The sequence below is a fragment of the Janthinobacterium sp. FT14W genome (assembly GCF_009208755.1).
Lineage (GTDB): Bacteria > Pseudomonadota > Gammaproteobacteria > Burkholderiales > Burkholderiaceae_D > Janthinobacterium > Janthinobacterium violaceinigrum.
This window is the reverse complement of record NZ_WFLL01000013.1, coordinates 53,139-76,892: the sequence shown is the minus strand read 5'-3', so window position 1 is coordinate 76,892 and position 23,754 is coordinate 53,139. Positions and strand designations below refer to the sequence as shown.

Here is a 23,754-nt window from a genome sequence, read left to right as displayed (position 1 = left end):
CTATGAATCAAGCAATACCGCCGGACCCGCGCATTGCCAGCCTCGAAGCCGAAAACCAGGCCTTGCGCGCGCGCATGGCTTTCCTGCTGGAACAGGCCGAGCGCAACCACGACATCATGTGCCGCCACCAGGCGTTTGACCTGGAAATCGTCAGCGCGTCCACGTTTCCCGAATTGATCGGCACCATCTTTCGCACCTTGCCCGTGATTTCCGACCTCGACGGCGTCACCTTGAGCCTGCTCGACGAGGACGACGATATCGTGCTGGTGATGGAAAAGCTGGGCGTCGATTTCAGCGCGTTTCCGCAGTTGCTGTTCGTGCATGAAGTGGCGGAGCTGGGCTTTGCGCCGCCGCTGCCCGTGGCCGAGGGCGAAGCGGCCTTGCCGCCGCTGCCGCTGCTGGGACAGTTCGACGCGGCCGTGCATGGCCCCCGTTTTCCGCAGATCGACGCGCCCCTGCGCAGCGTGGCGCTGGTGCCCCTGTTGCGCAACAAGCGCCTGATCGGCAGCCTGAACCTGGCCAGCAGCGACGTGACGCGCTTTACGCCCGCGCTGGGCACGGATTTCATCAAGCACATGGCGTCCATCATCGCCATCTGCCTGGAAAACGTGATCAGCAATGAAATGCTGAAATATATCGGCCTGACCGATTCCCTCACGGGCGTCTACAACCGCCGCTATATCGACCGCCGGCTGCTGGAAGAAATCGCCCGCGCGCGGCGCCAGGATTATTGCATTTCATGCATGTATATCGATATCGACCATTTCAAGTCGGTCAATGACACGTATGGCCACCAGGGCGGCGATGAAGTGCTGCGCGAGGTGGCCACGCGCATCCGCACGGAATTGCGCCGCTCCGATGCGCTGGGTCGCTTCGGCGGCGAGGAATTCGTCGTGCTGCTGATCGACGCCGACCTCGACAGCGCTACCTTTGTTGCCGAACGCATCCGCGCCAGCATCGCCGGCACCATGTTCGATTTGCCGGGCAGCGCGCAAGCGTGGGTCAGCGTATCGATCGGCGTGGCCAGCCTTGAGGCGGACGCGGCGCTGCTGCCGATCGAAACGGTGGCGCAGCAACTGGTGGCGCACGCCGACCAGGCCCTGTACCAGGCCAAGGCCGACGGCCGCAACAAGGTCGTCAGCTGGCAGGCGCAGGTCGGTGGATGAAGACCGGCTGATTATTTCAACAGCAAGGTTTCCGCCTTGGCCACGGCGTCGGCCGTGCCGCGCAGCACCACCACGTCGCCGCTGGCCAGCTGCGTCTCGGGGGTGACATCGAGGCGGCCGCGGCCGCGGCGGATTGCTGTCACCGCCGCGCCGCAGCCGGCCACGTCGATCGTGCTTAACGGCAATCCCACGCACTGCGCGCCCTCGTTGACGGTGACCGTATGCAAGCGTTCCAGCTCGGCATCGTCGCCCGCGTCGCTGGAGCCGTGGAAATAGCCGCGCAGCGAGGCGTAGCGCTCCTCGCGCGCCGCCTGCACCCGGTGCACCACGCGGCGCAGGGGCACGCCCATCATGATCAGCGCGTGCGAAGCGAGCATCAGGCTGCCTTCCATCAATTCCGGCACCACTTCGGCCGCGCCCGCCTTCTTCAACTGGTCGAGGTCGGTGTCGTCATGGCTGCGCACGATGACGGGCAGGGTGGGCGCCATTTCATTGAGCAAATGCAACAGGCGCAGCGCCGACGGCGTGTTCGCATACGTAATCACCACGGCGCTGGCCCGGTAGATGCCGGCCGCCACCAGGCTTTCGCGCCGGCCCGCATCGCCATACGAGACGTGGGCGCCGGCCAGCTGCGCTTCCTGCACCCGTTCCGGGTCCAGGTCCAGCGCGTGGTATTCGATCTTTTCTTCCGCCAGCAGGGTGGCCAGGCTTTGTCCGCTGCGCCCGAAGCCGGCGATCAGCACGTGTTTTTGCGAGGCCATGGTGCGCGTGGCGATCTTCGTCAGGGCCAAGGATTGCATCATCCAGTCGTTGGCCGCCAGTTTCATGACGATGGCGTCGGACTTGGCGATGAGGAAGGGCGCCACCAGCATCGACAGTACCATCGAGGCCAGCACCACCTGCACGACGAACGGGTCCATCAGCTTGATGCCGCCCGCCAGGTTCAGCAGCACGAAGCCGAACTCGCCCGCCTGCGCCAGCCCCAGCCCCGTGCGCAAGGCCACGCCGTTGCTGGAGCCGAACAGCCGGGCCAGGCCCGCGATCAGGGCGAATTTCAGCAGCACGGGCCCGCACAGCAGCAGCAAGACCAGCCACCAGTTGTCGAGCACCACGCGGATATTGAGCAGCATGCCGACGGTGATGAAGAACAGGCCCAGCAGCACGTCGCGGAAGGGCTTGATATCCTCTTCCACCTGGTGCTTGAATTCCGTCTCGGAAATGAGCATGCCGGCAACAAACGCCCCCAGGGCCAGCGACAGCCCGGCCCGTTCCGTGATCCACGCCGCCCCCAGGGTGATGAGGAGCAGGTTGAGCATGAACAATTCCTGCGAGCGGCGCTTGGCGACGATGGTCAGCCAGCCCCGCACCAGCTTCTGGCCGATGAACAAGAGCAAAATGAGGACGACCAGCGCCTTGCCGCCGGCCCAGGCCAGGGTTTCGGCCAAGTTGTCCGAATCGCGCGTGAGGGCGGGAATCAGGATCAGCAGGGGGACTACGGCCAGGTCCTGGAACAGCAGGATGCCGATGATCTTGCGGCCGTGTTCGCTTTCCAGCTCCAGCCGTTCCGTGAGCATCTTCGAGACGATGGCCGTCGACGACATGGCCAGCGCGCCGCCCAGGGCGAACGCCGCTTGCCAGCTCAGGTGGATGTAGGCGGACAGGTAGCGGGCGACGAACCAGCCGAAGACGACGGTGGCGACGATGGTGGTGACCACCTGCGCCATGCCGAGGCCGAAAACGATGCGCCGCATGGCGAGAAACTTGGGGAGAGAAAATTCGAGTCCGATGGAAAACATCAGGAAGACGACGCCGAACTCGGCCAGGGTGTGGCTGGCCTCGTTTTCTGCCGCCAGGCCCAGCGCGTGGGGGCCGATGACGATGCCGACGGCCAGGTAACCGAGCATGGGCGGCAAATGCAACATTCTGAAAGCGACCACGCCCAGCACGGCGCTGCCGAGTAACATCAGGGTCAGTTCAAGCGAGGAAAACATGGGTTGCCCGGTGCGGTCAATGGAAATCGTTGTTTGTTGTGACTGGCAAGTTTTTTGCTTTCCTAATTCGTTTATACTTTGGGCATGAGTGTAACCCATGAAAAAACAATGCTGAAAGCTTTTGATCGAATTGACATGCAAGCGACGACCGAGCGCGCTGTCGCGCTGGCCCGTACCACCTTGCAGATCGAGTCCGACGCCATCAATGCCCTGCACGCGCGCCTGGCCACGGACGACAGCGTGGGCCGCGCCGTGGCGATGTTGCTGCAATGCAAGGGGCGTGTCGTCGTCTCCGGCATCGGCAAGTCCGGCCATATTGCGCGCAAGATTGCCGCCACCCTCGCGTCCACCGGCACGCCGGCCCTGTTCGTGCATCCGGCCGAAGCGGCCCATGGCGACCTGGGCATGGTCACGTCGGACGATGCTTTTATTGCCATATCGTATTCCGGCGAATCGTCGGAACTGATGGCCATCATGCCCGTCGTCAAGCGCATGGGCGGCGTGCTGATTTCCATGACGGGCAAGCCGAATTCGAGCCTGGCCCAGCTGGCCGATGTGCACCTGGATATTTCTGTTGAAAAAGAAGCCTGTCCGCTGAACCTGGCGCCGACGGCCAGCACCACCGTCACCCTGGCCCTGGGCGACGCGATCGCCGTGGCCTTGCTCGACTTGCGCGGCTTCAAGGAAGAAGATTTTGCCCGCTCGCACCCGGGCGGGGCCCTGGGCCGCCGCCTGCTCACGCACGTGCATGACGTCATGCGCAGCGGCGAACGGGTGCCGAAGGTGCCCGTGGACGCCTCCTTGCTGCAGGCGCTGGAAGAAATGACGAAGAAGGGCATGGGCATGACGGCCGTCGTCGATGCGGACGACCACCCCGTGGGCGTGTTTACCGATGGCGACCTGCGCCGCATGTTCGAGCGCGTGCAGGATTTCACGCAGGTGGCGATCCGCGACGTCATGCATGCGCAGCCGCGCAGCATCGCGCCCGAACGCCTGGCCGTGGATGCCGTGGCCGTGATGGAGCAGTTCCGCATCAACCAGATGCTGGTCGTCGATGCCGACGGCAAGCTGGTGGGCGCCCTGCATATCCATGACCTGACGCAAGCGAAGGTGATCTGATGGATAGCGTAGCGGACAACCTGGCGCGGGCGGCCAAGGTCAGACTGATGATCTTTGACGTCGATGGCGTGCTCACCGACGGCAGCCTGCATTTCGGCCCGGACGGCGAGATGATGAAAACGTTTAATGTGTATGATGGCCTGGGCATCAAGCTGCTGCAGGAATCGGGCGTGCAGACGGCCATCATCAGCGCGCGCCGCTCGGCCATCACGGCACGCCGCGCGCAAGACCTGGGCATTACCCATGTGCACCAGGGCGGCCACGACAAGCTGACGCCGTTTCGAGAGTTGCTGGCGTTGACGGGCTTGACGGAAGAGCAATGCGGCTATATCGGCGACGACGTCATCGATGCGCCCATCCTGCGCCGCGTGGGGTTTGCCGTCAGCGTGCCGGGCGGGCGTCCGGAAGTGCAGGGCCTGGCGCACCACGTGACGCAGGCCGGCGGCGGCCGCGGCGCAGTGCGCGAGATCTGCGAATTCCTGCTGCGCGCCCAGGACAACTATGCGCGCGTCATGGCGCCGTTCCTGGAGTGAGGCGCGCCTTGCCGCCCGTGACATTTGAAAGAGTGAAGCCCTATGCGTAAGCCAGGAGGCGCCCATCGCTGGCGCGTGATTTTTACCGTGCTGGGCGCAGTCGTCGTTGCGCTGGGCAGCTTCTGGCTGCTCGAAGTGATGAACAAGAATGGCCAGGACATCACGGCCAGCAAGCATCTGGATGAACCCGACTATTTCATCACCAATTTCAGCCTGGTGCGCATGGACTTGACGGGCAAGCCCAGCTATATCGTGTCGGGCACCAAGCTCACGCACTATCCGCTGGACGATTCGTCCGATATCGACCAGCCCTTCGTGCGCAAGCTCACGCCCGGCATGCCGCCGATGAACATGAATGCGGAACTGGCGCATATCGACCAGGACAATACCCGGCTGCAACTGCACCGCAATGTCGTGATCGACCGCGTGGCCAGTCCGAAGGCGCAGAACCTGACGGTCAGGACGGAAGCGCTGACGGTGTTTCCGGATGAGGAAAGAATGGAAACGGACGTGCCTGTCGATATCCTGACGGGCGCTTCGCGCATCAATGGCGTGGGCATGCAAGCCAATAACGCCACCGGCGTGGTGCAGGTGCACAATGCCTTGCGCATGGTCCTCCCGCCGAAACCGCGCCCGGCCGCGGCGGCAAAATGACAGAATGAAACAAGGAAACCATACTATGAAGAACATCTTGCTGTTGACTCTATTCTCGACCGTCTGCTCGCTGGGCGTGATGGGCGCGGCGCATGCCGAGAAGGCCGATTCCGAGAAGGAAGCCGTCATCACGGCACGCAGCGGCCTGGTCGACGACGTCAAGCAGACGCGCACCCTGACGGGCGACGTGGTGCTGGTCAAGGGCACCCTGACCATGAAGGCGGGCCGCGCCCTGATCACGGAAGATCCGCAAGGCTACCAGTTCATCACCTTCTGGGCAGATCCCGGCAAGCTGGCCACCTTCCGCCAGAAGCGCGATGGCGCGGGCGACCTGTGGGTGGAAGGCGAAGCGGAGCGCGTGGAATACAACAACAAGACGGAAGTGGTGAAACTGTTTTCCAAGGCCAAGCTGACGCGCCTGGAAGGCACGAAGCCGACGGACGTGGCCAACGGCGCCTTCATCTCGTATGACAGCCGCAAGGAAGTGTTTACGATGGAAAATTCCGACAGCGGCACCAGCACCCCGGACGGCGGCAGCGTGCGCATGGTGATCCAGCCGAAGACCAAGGCACCGGCGGCGGAGAAAGCGCCGGCCACGCCTGCGCCAGGAAAGAAATAATGGACAATACACGTTGCGGCAGTACCCTGATCGTTCGCGGGCTGCAAAAAACCTATGGCAAGCGCCAGGTCGTGCATGATGTCTCGCTGCAAGTCGAATGCGGCGAAGTGGTGGGGCTGCTGGGCCCGAACGGCGCCGGCAAGACCACCTCGTTCTACATGATCGTCGGCCTGGTGCCGTCCGATGGCGGCAGCATCGATATCAGCGGCGTGGACATCTCCAGCCTGCCGATCCACCGCCGCGCGCAGATGGGCTTGTCGTATCTGCCGCAGGAAGCCTCCGTCTTCCGCAAGCTGACGGTGGAAGACAATATCCGCGCCGTGCTGGAAATCCAGACCGTCGAAGGCCGTCCGCTGACGAAGGCCGAGATCGAGGTGCGCCTGGATAAACTGCTGGCCGATTTGCAGATTGAGAAGTTGCGCGAAAACCAGGCGCTGTCGCTGTCGGGCGGCGAGCGCCGCCGCGTGGAAATCGCCCGCGCGCTGGCCACCGATCCCCGTTTCGTGCTGCTGGACGAGCCGTTCGCCGGCGTCGATCCGATCGCCGTGATCGAAATCCAGCGCATCGTGCGTTTCTTGAAGGAGCGCAATATCGGCGTGCTGATCACCGATCATAATGTGCGCGAGACGCTGGGTATTTGCGACCGTGCCTACATCATCAACCAGGGCTCGGTGCTGGCGTCGGGACGCCCCGACGACATCATCGCGAACGAGTCGGTACGCCGGGTCTATCTGGGCGAACACTTCCGTATGTGAGCCAATGAAACAATCATTGCAGCTGCGCACTTCGCAGCATTTGGCACTGACGCCGCAGTTGCAGCAATCGATACGCCTGTTGCAATTGTCTACCCTGGAATTGCACCAGGAATTAGAGCAATTGCTGACGGACAATCCTTTGCTCGAGCGCCTCGATGATCCGCTCGACCGTTCGCTGCGCCTGCTGTCCGACGGCGCCCTGAGTTCCACGGCCGCGCCGGCCGAAGCGCCGCCCCAGCCGCCAGGCCAGGAAGCGCCTGCGGCGCCGGCCGAAGGGGAAACCTTTGACGGCGAGGCGGGCGAGGGCCCGGCCGCCGCGGACGGCGGCGACAGCGACTGGAGCGACGCGAGCCGGAGCAAGACGCCCGACGACGAAGATTCCCGCCCACAACTCGAAGCCCATCACTGCACCCTGCGCGAGCATCTGATGGAGCAGATGCGCGTGACGGTGCTCGAATTGCGCGACCGCGCGCTGGTCGAGCTGATCATCGACGCGCTCGACGACAATGGCTACCTGGAAGAGGCGCTCGACGACATCCTGGCGCGCTTGCCGCAAGAGCTGGAAATCGACGTCGACGAGCTGCGCACGGCCTTGTCCCTGCTGCAAAGTTTCGATCCGCCGGGCGTGGGCGCGCGCAATGCGTCCGAATGCCTGGCGCTGCAAATCAAGCGTTTGCCCCATATCGCCATGGTGACGCGGCGCATGGCCCTCGTCATCGTGGAAAAGCACCTGGCCTGGTTTGCCCAGCGCGATTTCAACAAGCTGAAAAAAGCCCTCGATTGCGACGATGAGGACTTGCGCGAAGCGCAGACGGTGATTCGCCAGTGCAATCCGCATCCGGGCGCCGTGTTTGCCTCCGACGTGTCTGACTATGTGGTGCCCGACGTCGTCGTCAAGCGCGCCCGCAATGGCTGGCAAGTCACCTTGAACAACGACGTCATGCCGCGCCTGCGCGTCAATGCCATGTACGCCAACTTGCTCAAGCAGGGCAAGGGGGAGGGGGCCATGGGTGCACAGCTGCAGGAAGCCAAGTGGCTGATCAAGAATATGCGCCAGCGCTTCGACACGATACTGCGCGTGGCACAGGCGATAGTAGAAAGACAAAAGAACTTTTTCTCGCATGGGGCCGTTGCCATGCGTCCCCTTGTGCTCCGTGAAATAGCTGATACACTGGGTTTACACGAGAGTACTATCTCGCGGGTAACAACTCAAAAGTACATGCTGACCCCGCACGGCATGTTCGAGTTGAAATATTTCTTTGGTAGCCACGTCGCCACCGAAGCGGGGGGCGAAGCGTCATCGACGGCGATACGGGCATTGATCGTGCAACTGACAGGAGCAGAAGACCCTAAAAATCCTTTATCCGACAGTAAGATTGCGGACATGCTGGGGGAACAAGGCATGGTGATTGCGCGACGTACTGTTGCCAAATACCGGGAAGCATTAAAAATTCCGCCAGTGAGCCTGCGTAAGTGTTTGTAAGTTTTTTTCGGTTCCTCTGCGGGCCGGATACGATGGACCGCACGAACCCGATCATCTTTAGGAGTGTGTATGAATCTCACCATCAGCGGACATCATCTTGAAGTGACACCAGCCATCCGTGAATACGTACAAACGAAGCTGGAGCGCGTGAAACGTCATTTCGATCAAGTCATCGATATCGCCGTGATTCTGACCGTGGATAACCTCAAAGAGAAAGAAAAACGTCAAAAGGCCGAAGTCAATCTGCGTCTGAGCGGCAAGACCGTCTATGTGGAAAGCCTGGCGCAAGACTTGTATGCCGCGATCGATACCCTGATCGACAAGCTCGACAGGCAAGTGATGAAGTACAAAACCAAAGTGCAAGGGCACGGTAAAGAGGCGATCAAGCATCTGCCAGACAGCTCGGAAGAAGAATTCGCCGCCGCCTGAGCGGGCCGCGACTTTCAACCGGCTGTGATCAACTAAGGGCGCGCATTGCGCCCTTTTTTGCGCCCGTCGCCCTTGCCGGGCCGCGTCATGGGAACGCAATGTTCCGTCCGAAGGCGCTAGAATGTTCCCATACTTACTACTTTCCATCCTGCCATGAGCGACTTCGTCCAGACCTCCATCCGCAACCGCACGGGCCACATCGTGCTCGACCGCCCGAAAGCCTTGAATTCCCTCTCGCTGGACATGGTGCGCGCCCTGAGCGCCGTGTTGCTGGCCTGGCGCGACGATCCGCAGGTAGACGCCGTGGTGATCCGTTCCAGCAGTGAAAAAGCCCTGTGCGCCGGTGGCGACATCCGTTTCTTTTACGATGCGGGCCGGGCCACGCCGCAAGGTGGCAGCGCCCAGCTGGAAGATTTCTTTACGGAAGAATATGCGCTCAACCATGTAATTCATTTCTATCCGAAACCGTATATCGCCGTGATGGACGGCGTGGTGATGGGCGGCGGCATGGGCGTGGCGCAAGCCGGGCCCGGCAACCGCCTGCGCATCGTCACGGACCGCACGCGCATGGCCATGCCTGAAGTCAATATCGGCTTGTTCCCGGACGTGGGCGGCAGTTATTTCCTGTCCCGCCTGGCCGGCCAGCTGGGCCTGTACCTGGGCTTGACGGGCTTGACGATCAACGCGGCCGACGCCCTGTACACGGGCCTGGCCGATGTGTACCTGCCCGAGGCGCAGATGGGGGCGCTGCTGGCCCTGTTCGAATCGACGCCCGGTGAAGGCTTGCCGGTCGCCATCCAGGCCCTGGCCGCGCCATTCCAGTCCCAGGCGGGCGTTTCTGCGCTGGCCACGGCGCGCGCGGCGCTGGACCGCCATTTCAGCGCTCCTTCCGTGGCGGCCATCATGGCGTCGCTGGCGCAGGACGACAGCGCGTTTGCCGGCAAGGCCCTGGCGGCCATGCGCCTGCGTTCGCCGCTGATGATGTCGGTGACCCTGGAATTGCTGCAACGGGGCGCCCGCCTGGGCGTGGCCGACTGCCTGCGCCTCGAGCGCACGGTGGTGCGCCACAATTTCGAACATGGCGAAGTGATCGAAGGCGTGCGCGCGCTCGTGGTCGACAAGGACAATGCGCCGCGCTGGCAGCCCGCCAGCCTGGATGATGTCGATGCAGCCATGGTGGCGCGCTTCTTTGCTCCTGTCTGGCCGGCCGCGGCGCATCCGCTTTATCATCTGCAGTAACAACGCCGGATAAAACCGTAGCGAGCGGAAGGGAGAGGTGGTTGAGAAGCGGAACTGTGCTTGGCACGGGGCCGCCGAGGCAGCGAGCATCGCAGACCACCTGTACCGACGCGCAGCAGGTTTTATTGGCGTTCTAGCTGCGCTCGCGGTGGCGCAGGACCACCCGTTCGTTGGGACCGAAGTATTGCGCCAGCCGTTCGGCCATGTACACGGAACGGTGCTGGCCGCCCGTGCAACCGAGGGCCACCGTCAGGTAGCTGCGGTTGTCGGACTTGAATGATGGCAGCCATTTCTCGATGAAGGCGCGGATATCGGCCAGCAGTTCCAGCGCGCTGGGCTGCGCGTCGAGGAAGGCGATCACGGGCGCGTCGCGGCCGTCGAGGGGCCGCAGCGCCAGGTCGTAATAGGGATTCGGCAAGGCCCGCACGTCGAAGACGAAATCGGCGTCCAGCGGCACGCCCAGCTTGAAGGCGAACGATTCGAAGAACAGGGTCAGTGGCGCGCGTTCGGAGGCGACGATATCCTTGATCCAGGCGCGCAGCTTGTTGGCGCTCAGTTCCGAGGTGTCGATCACATGGCCCAGCTGTTCGATGGCCGACAGGCGTTCCCGTTCTTCCGAGATGCATTCGATCAGGGTGCGGCGGCTGGCTGGATTCTGGTTTGGACGCAATTCGTGCGACAGCGGATGGCTGCGCCGCGTTTCCGAGAAGCGCGCCACCAGCGAATGCGTGGTGGCCGTCAAGAACATGACCTTCACGTCGTGCCCCTGGTCGCGCAGCAGGGCCACATTGTGGGGCAGGCTGGTCAGCGACTCGGCGCTGCGCGCGTCAACGGCGACGGCCAGTTGCGGTGTGCCTTCGTCGAGCAGGGTTTGCACCAGGCTGGGCAGCAAGGCCGGCGGCAGGTTGTCGACGCAGTAGTAACCGGTATCTTCCAGCACATTGAGCGCAACGGATTTACCGGAGCCGGATATTCCGGTGATAAGGACGATATGCATACGCCGATCATACAATAAAGATCGGCACTGTGCTTCCGTGGCAATTATCTTTACAAACTATTGCAATTCGGCTTGTGGTGTTGGTTAAACAAAAGAGGGCGAACTCCTTGCAACATTAATCGCCGCTCATTGCCAAACGTTGCCGCTCCATGAACTCCTGCAAGGTATCGATGCCGCGCAGCTGCAGTATCGTATTGCGCACGGCCGCTTCCAGCAGCACGGCGATGTTGCGGCCGGCGGCGACGGGGATGACGACCTTGCGCACGGGCAAGCCAAGCACGTCTTCCGTGGGGAACAGGAAGGGCAGGCGCTCGACTTCTTCTTCCAGCGCGTTGCGGCGCACCAGGTGCACGATCAGTTTCAGGCGCATCTTGCGGCGCACTGCCGTTTCGCCAAAGATGGCCTTGATATCGAGCAAACCCAGGCCCCGTACTTCGAGCAGGTTTTGCAGCAGAGGCGGGCAGCGGCCTTCGATCATGTTGGGCGCGATGCGCGAGAACTCGACGGCGTCGTCGGCCACCAGGCCGTGGCTGCGCGAGATCAGCTCCAGCCCCAGCTCGCTCTTGCCCAGGCCCGAGTCGCCCGTGATCAGCACGCCCACGCCCAGCACGTCCATGAACACGCCGTGCATGATGATGCGCTGCGCCAGTTTTTTCGACAGGTAGACGCGCAGGAAGTCGATCACTTGCGCGGCCGGCAGCGGGGTGGAGAACAGGGGAATGTTTTGCTCGTCGCAGATGGCGAGGATGTCGGGCGGCGTTTCCAGCCCTTGCGCGATGATCAGCGCGGGCGGGCCGCCGGCGATCAGTTCGCCGATCACGTGGGTGCGCGTATTGACCTTCAGGCGCTGATAGTAATTGATTTCCTGGTGGCCGAAGACCTGGATGCGGCCCGGATGGATCAGGTTCAAGTGGCCCACCTGGTCGGCCGCCGACGAGACGTCGCCGGAGATCAGGCGTTCGCCGCCGGGGAAGCCGGCGAACCAGCCCAGTTGCAGACTTTCACGATTATCGTCGTACAGGCGTTGTATCGTCAGCGGCGTTTGCAACATGGCAGTCTTCTTCAGGAGTGGAGGAATACCTGAAGTTTAACCCGCCGCTTGCAGACTGGGTTGCCAATTGACGATGCGCGAATGCACGGATTTCGGTTCCGGATCCGTGGCCAGTGCCGTACGGAAAGCATCGTCGGAAAACATCTCGGCGATTTCCGACAGGATTTCCAGATGTTGCTGGGTGACATGATCGGGAATCAGCAGGAAAAACAGCAGATTGACGGGCTTGCCATCGGGCGACTCGAACGGAATCGGTTCGGCCAGGCGCACGAAGGCGCCCAGCGGCGCTTTCAGGGTCTTGCTGCCCTTGACCCTGCCATGCGGCACGGCCACGCCGTGGCCCAGGCCCGTCGAGCCCAGGCGTTCGCGGGCAAACAGATTGTCCGAGACGGTCGAACGGGCGATGCCGTAATTGTTTTCGAAGATCAGGCCGGCTTGCTCGAAGGCGCGCTTTTTACTGGAGACTTCCAGGTCCAGCAGGACGTTTTCGAGGGATAGTATTTTGCTAAGATTAGTCATGACACTCAATGAAATGGTGCAATGCGCAGAGGGCTTGCGAGCCGAATTATAGGCCTGTTTCCGCGGCCTGTAACGCCAATTCTCAACAGTATACGCCCGCTGCGGGCGCAGTGGGCGCTACAGTCCATGCCGTCATCATTTTAGCAAAAAAATAACATCGGGGTGTATCGGCTATTTCCTGATTAAAAACACGCGGCGAACCGGTTTTTCCGCCGCCGAATGCCGAATTTCCGATTTTTCAGCGTCTTTGACATGCACTGCGGCACTACTACAACGTTGTTTTAAAACACAGCCAACATTCCTGTTGGCATGGTTTTATGGTGTTGCATGCGTGGTATTACTGGCGCGCATTACGCAGGTTGCCCGGCATCGCCCCCGTGCTGAAGTTGCTGCGCCAGGGGTTGATGTCGAGACCGCCGCGGCGCGTGTAGCGCGCATACACGGACAGTTTTTGCGGCTTGCACTGACGCAAGATATCCACAAAGATGCGTTCTACACATTGCTCGTGGAATTCATTGTGCTCGCGGAAACCAATCAGGTAGCGCAACAGGCTTTCCTGGTCGATCTGCGGTCCCGCGTACTCGATCTGCACGCTGCCCCAGTCGGGCTGGCCCGTTACGAGGCAATTCGATTTGAGCAAATGCGAGACGAGTTTTTCTTCCACGGGCGCCTCGTCCAGCGCCGCCTTGAGCAGCAGCGGCGAGGGCGTGTATTGCGTGATTTCCAGGTCCAGGCGATCCAGCAGCACGCCGTCGAACTCGCCCATTTTCAGCTTGCCGAAATCTTCCTGCAAGGTCAGTTCCACTTGCACGGGCGCGCCGAAACCGTTGGACAGATCCTGTTTCAACAGGGCCAGCAGCGCTTCAGGGCCGTCCAGCCTGGTCTGGTTGAACGAGTTCAGGTACAGCTTGAACGATTTCGATTCGATGATGTTGGGCGAATCGGCCGGCGCGCTGACCTTGGCGATGGCCACCTGCGGCTTGCCGCGCTGGTTCAGCCACGACAGTTCATACGCATTCCAGATATCGAGGCCGAAGAAGGGCAAGGTGCCGCGCAATTCCAGCTCGTCGCGCTTGCCCTGGCGCGGAATGGGAAACAGCAGTTCCGGCGCGTAATCGGTGCGGTAGGCCGAGCTTTTGCCCAACGGGGATTGTTCGGCGAGGTCGTTGGTGGTGGTCATGGTCGTATGGCTACAAATTCTGTGAAGGGTGAATGGTAGCTTATTTCAACCCAACGGCGACGGCTGGGGTCGTACCCTGCAGGGTACGACCCCAGTATTTGCAGTTGGGCTTATTACCCCAGGAACAGCTTATACACGGGATTGCTGCTCTCATCCCAGTAACGGTAGCCCAGCGTATCGAGGAAGCGGGCGAACTCGCCCATTTCATCGGGCGGTACCTGCAGGCCGATGAGGATGCGGCCCACGTCGCCGCCCTGGCTGCGGTAATGGCACAAGGAAATATTCCAGTTCGGCGCCATGCTGTCGAGGAAGCGCATCAGCGCACCGGGGCGCTCGGGGAACTCGAAGCGGTACAGCAGTTCATCCTGCGCCAGGCGGCTCTTGCCGCCGACCAGGTGGCGGATGTGCGACTTGGCCAGTTCGTCGTGCGTCAGGTCCAGCGTCCTGAATTCGTGCTCTTCGAATTTCTTCGCCATCGCGCCGGACTCATTCCGGTCGGCAATCTGGACGCCGACAAACACGTGCGCTGCTTTTTCATCGCTGATGCGGTAGTTAAATTCCGTCACGTTGCGCGCGCCGATGAGCGAGCAGAAGCGCTTGAAGCTGCCCCGCTGTTCGCGCATGGTGACGGCAAACAGGGCTTCGCGGAATTCGCCCAGTTCGGCCCGTTCCGCGACGAAGCGCAAGCGGTCGAAGTTCATGTTGGCGCCGCTGGCGATGGTGATCAGGGTTTCATTGTTGACGGGATGCTTGGTCAGGCTGGCCCGTTCCACATACGCCTTGGCGCCGGCGATGGCCAGCGCGCCGGACGGTTCCAGGATGCTGCGCGTATCCGTAAACACGTCCTTGATGGCGGCGCAGATGGCGTCCGTGTCGACCGTGATGATTTCATCGACATAGGCTTGCACCAGGCGGAAGGTTTCCTCGCCCGCCAGGCGCACGGCCGTGCCGTCGGCGAACAGGCCCACGTCGTTCAGGGTCACGCGCTCGCCCGCCTTCAGCGAACGGGCCATGGCGTTCGAATCGACGCTTTGCACGCCGATGATCTTGATGTCGGGACGAATCTGTTTCACATAGGCCGCGATGCCGGCGATCAGGCCGCCGCCGCCGATGGGCGCGAAGATGGCGTGGATGGGGCCGGCGTGCTGGCGCAGGATTTCCATACCGATCGTGCCCTGGCCGGCGATCACGTCCGGGTCGTCGAACGGGTGCACGAAGGTCAGCTTCTGCTCTTTTTCCAGGGTCAGCGCATGGTTGTAGGCATCCGTGTACGACTCGCCGTGCAGCACCACTTCCACGTTGACGCCGCCGCGTCCCTTGACCGCCTCGACCTTCACCAGCGGCGTGGTGGTGGGCATGACGATGACGGCGCGGCACCCCATGCGGGCGGCCGACAGGGCCACGCCCTGGGCATGGTTGCCGGCCGAGGCGCAAATCACGCCCCGCTTGCGGTCCGCTTCGCTCAGCTTGGACATCTTGTTGTAGGCGCCACGAATCTTGAAGCTGAACACGCTTTGCATGTCTTCGCGCTTGAAGTAAATCTGGTTGTTCAGGCGCTGCGACAGGGCAGGGGCCGGTTCCAGCGGCGTTTCGGTGGCGACGTCATAGACGCGGGCGGTCAGGATTTTCTTGAGGTAGTCGATGTTCATAGTCTGCAAGCAAGTGATTCTGGGCCAGAAAGGGTCTGGAGCGTGTCGGGCGATATCGGCGGCGCCGCGGCGGATAGCCTGGCGACAATAGTGCTCTGTGGATCTAGGGGGCCGGTGAGCCCTTGCCGGTCGGCGCGGATTGTGCGGCGCGCAAGCTGCTCTTCATTATAATGGAGAGCCTTACTGCATCGCGAAGTGTTCCATGATCGAATCCGCAATCGCCTGGCTGCTGCAGCTGATCGCCGCACCGGAAGTCGGGCTGACGTCGGTCTTTCTGATCAGCTTTATTTCCGCCACCCTCTTGCCGCTGGGCTCGGAACCGGCCGTGTTTGCCGTCATCAAGGCCAATCCCGCGCTGTTCTGGGCCACCATCGGCGTCGCCACCCTGGGCAACACCCTGGGCGGCGTCGTCGACTACTGGATGGGCTACCGGGCCAAGCAGGCGTTCGCCAAGGAGCGCGACACGCGCTGGTTCCGCTGGCTGGCCCGCTATGGCGCCAAGACCATGCTGCTGGCCTGGCTGCCCATCGTGGGCGATCCCCTGTGCACCCTGGCAGGCTGGCTCAAGCTGCCGTTCTGGCCCAGCGTGGCCTACATGGCCATCGGCAAGTGCGCGCGCTACCTGACCATGACGGGTTTGCTGCTGTACGTTCCCGATGGCGTATGGCACCGGATTGGACAAATGCTGGCCTGATCGGCACGCAAACGGGGCACAATGCAACGCCTGTTTGCCCTGTTTTTGGGCAGTTTGATAGTTTGTGGCTGAGTCTGATTCTTGGCATTTTTGCGTTAAAAAATCATCGGGACTGGTTTTTTATTCATGTAAAAGAAGGCTTTTCCATATTTGCTATGGTCGCGGATCAGGTCCTTAAACCTTGGGCGGCATAAGGCTGTTCCCGCATGGTGCGGCGCAATAAGATAAAATGGGCCTTTAGGGTCCAGTCCACATCGTCACCACACTCCATGAACGCTCCCGCACATATCCAAGCTTTACTGGCAGAAACGCCGAATGGTCCCGCAGCAAGCCGCCTGCGCGAAATCCCGTATAACTACACGTCGTTTTCCGATCGCGAGATCGTCATACGCCTGTTGGGGGAGGACTCCTGGCGCCTGCTCGACGAGCTGCGCGGCGCCCGCCAGACGGGCCGTTCCGCCCGCATGCTGTACGAGGTGCTGGGCGATATCTGGGTGGTGCGCCGCAATCCCTACCTGCAGGATGACTTGCTGGACAACCCGAAGCGCCGCCAGGGCTTGATCGATGCCTTGCATCACCGCCTGGCCGAAGTCGACAAGCGCCGCCTGGGCATCGATGCGGCCGGCGGCGACGCGCTGGCTGCCGGCGAAGCGCCGGAAGTGGCCAAGGCGCGCAGCGCCAACGTGGAACTGCTGCTGAAGGCGGCCAGCAAGGCCGTGGCCGACTTCGGCGACGAATTCCGCAAGACCTACGACTTGCGCAAGCGCACGGTCAAGGTGCTGGGCCGCTACACGGAAAAGCACAATGTGCGCTTCGACGGCATGACGCGCGTGTCGCACGTGACGGACGCCACCGACTGGCGCGTGGAATACCCGTTCGTCGTGCTCACGCCCGACACGGAAGAAGAAATGGCCGGCCTGGTCAAGGGCTGTATCGAACTGGGGCTGACCATCATCCCGCGCGGCGGCGGCACCGGCTACACGGGCGGCGCGATTCCATTGACGCCGATGTCGGCCGTCATCAACACGGAAAAACTGATCACCCTGGGCGCCGTCGAAATGACGGTCTTGCCTGGCCTCACGCACGAATACGCGACCATCCATTCGGGTGCCGGCGTGATCACGAACAAGGTCTCGGAAGCGGCGGAAAAGGCCGGTTTCGTGTTTGCCGTCGACCCCACCTCGGCGCATGCCTCGTGCATCGGCGGCAACGTCGCCATGAATGCGGGCGGCAAGAAAGCCGTGCTGTGGGGCACGGCGCTGGACAACCTGGCGTCGTGGCGCATGGTGGACCCGAACGGCGACTGGCTCGACGTCACGCGCCTGGACCACAACCTGGGCAAGATCCACGATATCGCGCTGGCACGTTTCCAGCTGGAATGGCGCCACCCGAGCACGCGCGACGCGACAAAGCCGAGCGCGCCGTTCAAGACGGAAATTCTGGAAATTCCTGGCCGCAAATTCCGCAAGGAGGGCCTGGGCAAGGACGTGACGGACAAATTCCTCGCCGGCTTGCCGGGCATCCAGAAAGAGGGGTGCGACGGCCTGATCACGTCGGCGCGCTGGATCTTGCACAAGATGCCGAAATTTGCCCGCACCGTCTGCCTGGAATTCTTCGGCCAGGCGCGCGATGCGATTCCGTCGATCGTGGAAATCAAGGATTATCTCGATGGCTTGCCGGCGAAAGGCGAGCAGTACTCGACCATCCGCCTGGCGGGCCTGGAACACCTGGACGAGCGCTATCTGCGCGCCGTCGGCTACGCCACCAAGTCGAAACGGGGCGTGCTGCCGAAGATGGCCCTGTTTGGCGACATCGTCGGCGACGATGAAAATGCTGTCGCGCAAGCGGCGTCGGAAGTGGTGCGCATCGCCAACACCCGCGTGGGCGAAGGCTTTGTGGCCGTCAGCCCGGAAGCGCGCAAGAAATTCTGGCTCGACCGTGCCCGCACGGCGGCGATCGCCAAGCACACGAACGCATTCAAGATCAATGAAGACGTGGTGATCCCGCTCAACCGCATGGGCGAATACACGGACGGTATCGAGCGCATCAATATCGAGCTGTCGATCAAGAATAAACTGCAGCTGGCCGTAGCCTTGAGCGACTTCTTTGGCAAGGGCAACCTGCCGATCGGCAAGAGCGACGATGCGTCCGATGACCGGGTCGACGATGCGGAAATGCTGGGCGACCGCGCAGAGCAGGCGCAGCAGTTGCTGGCGCAGGTCACGGCACGCTGGACCCATCTGCTGGGCCAGCTGGACCGTCCGCTGGCCGAGGTGAAGGGCGAACTGGCGGAACTGGGCATGGAGCGCTTGCTGCCCGTCTTCGATGCACGTCTGGAAACGCAGCCCGACGCCACCCTGTTCGACGTGGTGCAGGACCGTACCGTGCGCATTACCTGGAAGCAGGAAATCCGCGCCCAGCTGCGCCAGATCTTCAACGGCGCCGCGTTTAAACTGATCCTCGACGAAGCGACGGCGATTCACGCGCGCATCCTGCGCAGCCGCGTGTTCGTCGCCCTGCACATGCATGCGGGCGACGGCAACGTGCACACGAACTTGCCCGTCAACTCGGACAACTACGAAATGCTGCAGGATGCCCACGAAGCCGTGGGCCGCATCATGATCCTGGCCCGCTCGCTCAATGGCGTGATTTCCGGCGAACACGGCATCGGCATCACCAAGCTGGAATTCTTGACGGAAGACGAGATCGGCGACTTCCGCAGCTACAAGCAGCGCATCGACCCGGAAGGCCGTTTCAACAAGGGCAAACTGCTGAACCTGCCGGGCATGGGCGCCGACTTGCGCAATGCCTACACGCCATCGTTCGGCCTGATGGGGCACGAGTCCTTGATCATGCAGCAAAGCGATATCGGCGCCATCGCCGACAGCGTCAAGGATTGCTTGCGTTGCGGCAAGTGCAAGCCCGTGTGCTCGACCCACGTGCCGCGCGCCAATTTGCTGTACTCGCCGCGCGACAAGATCTTGGCGACCTCGTCCCTGATCGAAGCCTTCCTGTACGAAGAGCAGACGCGCCGCGGTATTTCCATCAAGCATTGGGAAGAGTTCGAAGACGTGGCCGACCACTGCACGGTCTGCCATAAATGCGTGACGCCTTGCCCCGTCAACATCGACTTCGGCGACGTGTCGATGAACATGCGCAACTTGCTGCGCAAGATGGACAAGAAGAGCTTTAATCCGGGCACCAAAGCCACGATGATGTTCCTCAACGCCACCGATCCCGTGACCATCAATGCCACGCGCAAGGTCATGATCGGCTGGGGCTACAAGGCGCAGCGCCTGGGCCACGATTTGCTGAAGAAATTTGCCAAGAAGCAAACCAAGGCGCCGCCGCCATCGACAGGCAAGCCGCCCGTCAAGGCGCAGGTGATCCACTTCATCAACAAGAAAATGCCGGGCAACCTGCCGAAGAAATCGGCGCGCGCGCTGCTCGACATCGAAGACGATAAAGTCATCCCGATCATCCGCAATCCGAAGACGACGACGGCCGATACGGAAGCCGTGTTCTACTTCCCCGGTTGCGGTTCGGAACGCCTGTTCTCGCAAGTGGGCCTGGCCACGCAAGCGATGCTGTGGGAAGTGGGCGTGCAGACGGTCTTGCCGCCTGGCTACCTGTGCTGCGGTTATCCGCAGCGGGGCGCGGGCGAGTTCGACAAGGCCGAGAAGATGATGACGGACAACCGCGTCCTGTTCCACCGCATGGCCAACACGCTCAATTACCTGGACATCAAGACGGTGCTCGTGTCGTGCGGCACCTGCTACGACCAGCTGGCCACGTATCAGTTTGAAAAGATCTTCCCCGGCTGCCGCATCATGGATATCCATGAATACCTGCTGGAAAAACAGGTGAAGCTGGAAGGCGTCAACGGCACCCGTTATATGTACCACGAGCCATGCCACAATCCGATGAAGTTGCAGGAATCGGGCAAGACCATCAATTCCCTGATCAGCACGGTAGACAAGGTGAAGATCGAAAAGAATGACCGCTGCTGCGGCGAATCGGGTTCGCTGGCCGTCACGCGTCCCGACATTTCCACGCAAGTGCGTTTCCGCAAGGAAGAAGAGATGGTCAAGGGTGCCGACAAGCTGCGCGGCGATGGGTTTACCGGCGACGTGAAAATCCTCACCAGCTGCCCGTCGTGCCTGCAAGGCTTGTCGCGCTACAATGACGATTCGGGCACGACGGCCGATTACATCGTCGTCGAGATCGCCAAACACTTGCTGGGAGAGAACTGGATGCCGGATTACGTGAAACGCGCCAATGACGGCGGCATCGAACGGGTGCTCGTGTGATGTCCACGAGCTGCGATCTGTGCACCTTGCTGGACGGCTACGCCAACAAGCAGGGTCTGGAGACCTTGCTGTGGCGCAGCGAGCGGCTGTCCGTGGTGGCCGTCGACGATCCCAGCTACCCCGGCTTTTGCCGCGTGATCTGGAACAAGCACGTGAAGGAAATGACGGACTTGACGCCCGGCGAGCGCAACTACGTGATGGAAGTCGTGTGGCAAGTCGAGCTGGCCGTGCGTGAAGTGATGCAGCCGGAAAAGGTCAATGTGGCCAGTTTCGGCAACATGACGCCGCATGTGCACTGGCACGTGATTCCCCGCTACCGCGACGATGCGCATTTCCCGAACCCCAGCTGGGCCGTCGTGCAGCGCGAGACGGCGCCCCAGGTGCTGGCCGCGCGCCGCGCCCTGCTGCCGGCCTTGCGCGACGCCATCATTCAACGTTTATCTGCATAAAGTATTGTCATGACTGAAAAAGCAGCAACACCCCAACCCACCGGCTTGACCGTGCACAACCAGTCGCGCGTGCTCGACGTGGCCTTCGACGATGGCAGCGAATTTGCGCTGCCGTTCGAATACCTGCGCGTGTATTCGCCGTCGGCCGAAGTGCAGGGCCATGGCAAGGGCCAGGAAACCTTGCAATTAGGCAAGCGCCTGGTGGGCATCACGGGCATCGAACCGGTCGGCAACTACGCCGTGCAACCCACGTTCAGCGATGGGCACAATTCGGGCCTGTACACCTGGGCCTACCTGTACAAGCTGGGCGCGGAGCAAGCGACCCTGTGGCAGGATTACCTGGACCGCCTGACGGCAGCCGGCTACCCGGGCGACAGCGGCCGCGATGCCAAGGCGGATATGACGGTCAAGCAATCGTCCGGCGGTCATGTTCATGGACCCAGTTGCGGTCATAAGCATTAATTAAAAATAATGCGGTAATCTTGTCGGATTGCCGCCGCCCCGTTCGTCGTATGGATGCCCGCGCTTGCGGGCATTTTCTTTTGGAGAAGAGACTATGGAATACATGATCCTGATCTACGCCGACGAGGCGCGCTATGCCGCCATGGAAGAGGGGCAGATGGCCAGCCTGATGGCCGACTTTGCCAGCTATACGCAGGCGCTGGAAGCCGCGGGCGTGCTGCGCGGCGGCGCGGAACTGGCGCCCGTGCACAGCGCCACCAGCGTGCGCGTGCAAAATGGCAAGCCCGTCATCACGGATGGGCCGTTTGCGGAAACCAAGGAGCAGCTGGGCGGCTATTACCTGCTGGACTGCGCCCACCTGGACGAGGCGCTGGCCTGGGCCGCGCGCTGCCCCGTGGCCTCGCTGGGCACCATCGAAGTGCGGCCCGTCACGGCTTGAGCATGGCTGGCGACGCCATTGCGGCCGTCGAGCACGTCTTTCGCCAGGAACGGGGCAGGGTGCTGGCCGGCCTGATGCGGCGCTTTGGCGACCTGGGCCTGGCGGAAGATGTGCTGCAGGAAGCGTGCCGCAAGGCGCTGGAAATGTGGCCGCAGGCGGGCATTCCGTCCAATCCCGCCGCCTGGCTCAGTGCCGTGGCGCGCAACGCGGGCCTCGATCACGTGCGCCGCGCGGGCAAGAGCGTCACCGATGCCGAGGCCGTGCTGTCCTGCCTGCCGGCCGCCATGGTTGATGAAACGCAAGCGATCGAGGACGACCGCTTGCGCCTGCTGTTCATCTGCTGCCATCCCGCGCTGGCGCCCGAGGCGCAGGTGGCGCTGGCCCTGCGCACCCTGTGTGGCTTGTCCACGGGCGAGATCGCGCGCGCCTTCGGCCTGGCGGAAGCGGCGCTGTCGCAGCGCGTATTGCGCGCCAAGCGCAAGATCGCCGAAGCGCGCATCCCCTTCGAGTTGCCGCCAGCGCAAGACTGGCCGCAACGGCTGGCGCAAGTGCAGCAGGTCATCTATCTGGTGTTCAGCGAAGGCTATTGCGCCAGCGGAGGCGATAGCCTTTTGCGCGCGGACCTGTGCGCGGAAGCGCTGCGCCTGGCGCGCCTGCTCGACAGTTTGCAGCCCGGCCAGCCGGAAGTGCAGGGCTTGTTGGCCTTGCTGCTGCTGCAGGCGTCGCGCGGGCCGGCCCGGCTCTCGCCCGAAGGCGATCTGCTGACCCTGGAAGAGCAGGACCGCCGCCTGTGGCACGGCGACATGATTGCCGAAGGCCTGTCCGTGCTGGCGCAGGCCTTGCCGGCGCGCGCGCCGGGGCCATATCAGTTGCAGGCCGCCATCGCCGCCCTGCACGCCAGGGCCGCCACGGCCAGCCAGACGGACTGGCGCCAGATCAGCGCCCTGTACGGCGCCTTGCTGCGGCACAAGCCGGAACCCCTGATCTTGCTCAATGCCGTGATCGCCTGCGCGATGGCGCATGGCGCCGAGCACGGCCTGGCGTGGCTGGACCGCCTGGAAACCGTGCCCAGCCTTGCCAACTCGCATTATCTGCACGCGGCCCGGGCCGACTTGCTGCGCCGCCAGGGCGACCGGGCGGGGGCGCTGGCGGCGTATGCGCAGGCGGCAATGCTTGCTTCGAATACAGTGGAAAGGCAATACCTTCTCCGGCGTCACGGGGAAATGCGCCTGCCGCTTGTATAATGCACGCAAGTTCAAACAGACTGCCTACCATGACCAATACGACCCATTTCGGATACAAAACAGTTGCAGAAGACGACAAAGTGCGCGAAGTCGCCAAGGTGTTCCATTCCGTCGCTGCCAAATACGACGTGATGAACGACTTGATGTCGGGCGGGCTGCACCGTCTGTGGAAGACGTTTACGATTGCCAACGCGGGCGTGCGCCCCGGTTTCAAGGTGCTCGACATTGCCGGCGGCACGGGCGACCTGTCGAAGGCGTTCGCCAAGCAGGCGGGCCCTACCGGCGAAGTCTGGTTGACCGATATCAATGAGTCGATGTTGCGCGTGGGCCGCGACCGCCTCTTGAATCGGGGCCTGCTCACCCCCACCTTGTTGTGTGACGCGGAAAAACTGCCATTCCCCGATAATTATTTTGACCGTGTCAGCGTGGCTTTTGGCCTGCGCAACATGACGCACAAGGATGTGGCGCTGGCGGAAATGCGCCGCGTGCTGAAACCGGGCGGCAAGCTGCTGGTGCTGGAGTTTTCCAAGGTGGCGGCGCCCCTGCAAAAACCGTACGACCTGTATTCGTTCTCGGTCCTGCCATGGTTCGGACAGAAAATCGCCGGCGACGCGGAAAGCTATCGCTACCTGGCTGAATCGATCCGCATGCATCCGGACCAGGAAACCTTGAAGACGATGATGGAAACGGCGGGCCTGGAACGCGTGCAGTACTACAATTTGACGGCAGGCATTGCCGCTTTGCATACCGGCATCAAGATGTAATTCAAGCT

General features: G+C 62.2%; 23 protein-coding genes. 17 read left to right on the top strand and 6 right to left on the bottom strand.

Features of this window, described 5'->3' with window-relative positions; genetic code table 11:
- Window positions 1–2: 2 nt before the first annotated feature.
- A complete protein-coding gene (locus tag GCN74_RS11485; RefSeq protein WP_152256805.1) occupies window positions 3–1,166 on the top strand; it encodes a sensor domain-containing diguanylate cyclase in 1,164 nt (387 codons plus the stop codon).
- 11 nt (window positions 1,167–1,177) lie between these two features.
- Here the strand turns inward: GCN74_RS11485 and GCN74_RS11480 are convergent, their stop codons facing one another.
- On the bottom strand, window positions 1,178–3,157 hold the full coding sequence (locus GCN74_RS11480; RefSeq protein WP_152256804.1) for a monovalent cation:proton antiporter family protein: 1,980 nt from the start codon (window positions 3,155–3,157) through the stop codon (window positions 1,178–1,180).
- An 84-nt stretch (window positions 3,158–3,241) separates the two neighbouring features.
- Between GCN74_RS11480 and GCN74_RS11475 the strand changes: the two genes are divergently transcribed.
- The 8 genes from GCN74_RS11475 to GCN74_RS11440 all read left to right on the top strand — a co-directional run bounded on the left by GCN74_RS11475 (window position 3,242) and on the right by GCN74_RS11440 (window position 9,988).
- Window positions 3,242–4,276 carry a KpsF/GutQ family sugar-phosphate isomerase gene (locus tag GCN74_RS11475; protein WP_413541537.1) on the top strand — a complete coding sequence of 345 codons (1,035 nt, stop codon included), beginning with the start codon at window positions 3,242–3,244 and terminating at the stop codon, window positions 4,274–4,276.
- Complete coding sequence (locus tag GCN74_RS11470) at window positions 4,276–4,809, top strand: KdsC family phosphatase (protein ID WP_152256802.1); 534 nt, start codon at window positions 4,276–4,278, stop codon at window positions 4,807–4,809. Before GCN74_RS11475 ends, GCN74_RS11470 begins: the two co-directional genes overlap by 1 nt.
- A 42-nt stretch (window positions 4,810–4,851) precedes the next feature.
- The gene (lptC, locus tag GCN74_RS11465) at window positions 4,852–5,463 is read left to right on the top strand and encodes an LPS export ABC transporter periplasmic protein LptC (protein ID WP_226938994.1); all 612 of its coding nucleotides are present in this window, start codon (window positions 4,852–4,854) and stop codon (window positions 5,461–5,463) included.
- 25 nt (window positions 5,464–5,488) lie between these two features.
- Window positions 5,489–6,082, top strand: a complete 594-nt coding sequence (gene lptA, locus GCN74_RS11460; protein WP_152256801.1) for a lipopolysaccharide transport periplasmic protein LptA — start codon at window positions 5,489–5,491, stop codon at window positions 6,080–6,082.
- The gene (lptB, locus tag GCN74_RS11455) at window positions 6,082–6,837 is read left to right on the top strand and encodes an LPS export ABC transporter ATP-binding protein (protein WP_034778383.1); all 756 of its coding nucleotides are present in this window, start codon (window positions 6,082–6,084) and stop codon (window positions 6,835–6,837) included. Before lptA ends, lptB begins: the two co-directional genes overlap by 1 nt.
- Before the next feature lie 4 nt (window positions 6,838–6,841).
- The gene (locus tag GCN74_RS11450) at window positions 6,842–8,320 is read left to right on the top strand and encodes an RNA polymerase factor sigma-54 (RefSeq protein WP_152256800.1); all 1,479 of its coding nucleotides are present in this window, start codon (window positions 6,842–6,844) and stop codon (window positions 8,318–8,320) included.
- A gap of 69 nt (window positions 8,321–8,389) precedes the next feature.
- Window positions 8,390–8,749 (top strand): ribosome hibernation-promoting factor, HPF/YfiA family, encoded by a 360-nt coding sequence (hpf, locus tag GCN74_RS11445; RefSeq protein ID WP_152256799.1) that lies wholly within the window; start codon window positions 8,390–8,392, stop codon window positions 8,747–8,749.
- A 153-nt stretch (window positions 8,750–8,902) separates the two neighbouring features.
- Window positions 8,903–9,988: an enoyl-CoA hydratase/isomerase family protein gene (locus tag GCN74_RS11440; protein ID WP_152256798.1), complete on the top strand. Its 1,086-nt coding sequence runs from the start codon at window positions 8,903–8,905 to the stop codon at window positions 9,986–9,988.
- Window positions 9,989–10,121: 133 nt separating this feature from the next.
- Here GCN74_RS11440 and rapZ read toward each other — a convergent pair whose 3' ends face one another.
- From rapZ to ilvA, 5 genes are all read right to left on the bottom strand, one after another.
- Entirely contained in the window at window positions 10,122–10,985 is an 864-nt protein-coding gene (rapZ, locus tag GCN74_RS11435) for an RNase adapter RapZ (protein WP_035824128.1), read from the bottom strand.
- Between the two features lie 115 nt (window positions 10,986–11,100).
- A complete protein-coding gene (gene hprK / locus GCN74_RS11430) occupies window positions 11,101–12,036 on the bottom strand; it encodes an HPr(Ser) kinase/phosphatase (RefSeq protein WP_034753337.1) in 936 nt (311 codons plus the stop codon).
- A 36-nt stretch (window positions 12,037–12,072) separates the two neighbouring features.
- Window positions 12,073–12,555 (bottom strand): PTS sugar transporter subunit IIA, encoded by a 483-nt coding sequence (locus GCN74_RS11425; RefSeq protein ID WP_071079718.1) that lies wholly within the window; start codon window positions 12,553–12,555, stop codon window positions 12,073–12,075.
- A 337-nt stretch (window positions 12,556–12,892) separates the two neighbouring features.
- Window positions 12,893–13,735: an NADPH-dependent 7-cyano-7-deazaguanine reductase QueF gene (gene queF, locus GCN74_RS11420; RefSeq protein WP_152256797.1), complete on the bottom strand. Its 843-nt coding sequence runs from the start codon at window positions 13,733–13,735 to the stop codon at window positions 12,893–12,895.
- Window positions 13,736–13,848: 113 nt separating this feature from the next.
- Window positions 13,849–15,384 carry a threonine ammonia-lyase, biosynthetic gene (ilvA, locus tag GCN74_RS11415; protein WP_152256796.1) on the bottom strand — a complete coding sequence of 512 codons (1,536 nt, stop codon included), beginning with the start codon at window positions 15,382–15,384 and terminating at the stop codon, window positions 13,849–13,851.
- A gap of 202 nt (window positions 15,385–15,586) precedes the next feature.
- On the opposite strand from ilvA, the gene GCN74_RS11410 reads away from it, so the two are divergent.
- The 8 genes from GCN74_RS11410 (at window position 15,587) to ubiE (ending at window position 23,746) form a co-directional block, all read left to right on the top strand.
- Window positions 15,587–16,078, top strand: a complete 492-nt coding sequence (locus GCN74_RS11410; RefSeq protein WP_152256795.1) for a YqaA family protein — start codon at window positions 15,587–15,589, stop codon at window positions 16,076–16,078.
- Window positions 16,048–16,272: a hypothetical protein gene (locus GCN74_RS11405; RefSeq protein ID WP_152256794.1), complete on the top strand. Its 225-nt coding sequence runs from the start codon at window positions 16,048–16,050 to the stop codon at window positions 16,270–16,272. Before GCN74_RS11410 ends, GCN74_RS11405 begins: the two co-directional genes overlap by 31 nt.
- Before the next feature lie 75 nt (window positions 16,273–16,347).
- Window positions 16,348–20,388, top strand: coding sequence for a DUF3683 domain-containing protein (locus tag GCN74_RS11400; RefSeq protein ID WP_152256793.1), 4,041 nt, complete (start codon window positions 16,348–16,350; stop codon window positions 20,386–20,388).
- Window positions 20,388–20,837, top strand: coding sequence for an HIT family protein (locus tag GCN74_RS11395; protein WP_152256792.1), 450 nt, complete (start codon window positions 20,388–20,390; stop codon window positions 20,835–20,837). Before GCN74_RS11400 ends, GCN74_RS11395 begins: the two co-directional genes overlap by 1 nt.
- Window positions 20,838–20,846: 9 nt before the next feature.
- Window positions 20,847–21,299 (top strand): gamma-butyrobetaine hydroxylase-like domain-containing protein, encoded by a 453-nt coding sequence (locus GCN74_RS11390; protein ID WP_152256791.1) that lies wholly within the window; start codon window positions 20,847–20,849, stop codon window positions 21,297–21,299.
- A gap of 94 nt (window positions 21,300–21,393) precedes the next feature.
- On the top strand, window positions 21,394–21,738 hold the full coding sequence (locus GCN74_RS11385) for a YciI family protein (RefSeq protein ID WP_152256790.1): 345 nt from the start codon (window positions 21,394–21,396) through the stop codon (window positions 21,736–21,738).
- Window positions 21,739–21,740: 2 nt separating this feature from the next.
- Entirely contained in the window at window positions 21,741–22,982 is a 1,242-nt protein-coding gene (locus tag GCN74_RS11380) for an RNA polymerase sigma factor (RefSeq protein ID WP_152256789.1), read from the top strand.
- Between the two features lie 29 nt (window positions 22,983–23,011).
- On the top strand, window positions 23,012–23,746 hold the full coding sequence (ubiE, locus tag GCN74_RS11375) for a bifunctional demethylmenaquinone methyltransferase/2-methoxy-6-polyprenyl-1,4-benzoquinol methylase UbiE (protein ID WP_034753359.1): 735 nt from the start codon (window positions 23,012–23,014) through the stop codon (window positions 23,744–23,746).
- Window positions 23,747–23,754 lie beyond the last annotated feature (8 nt).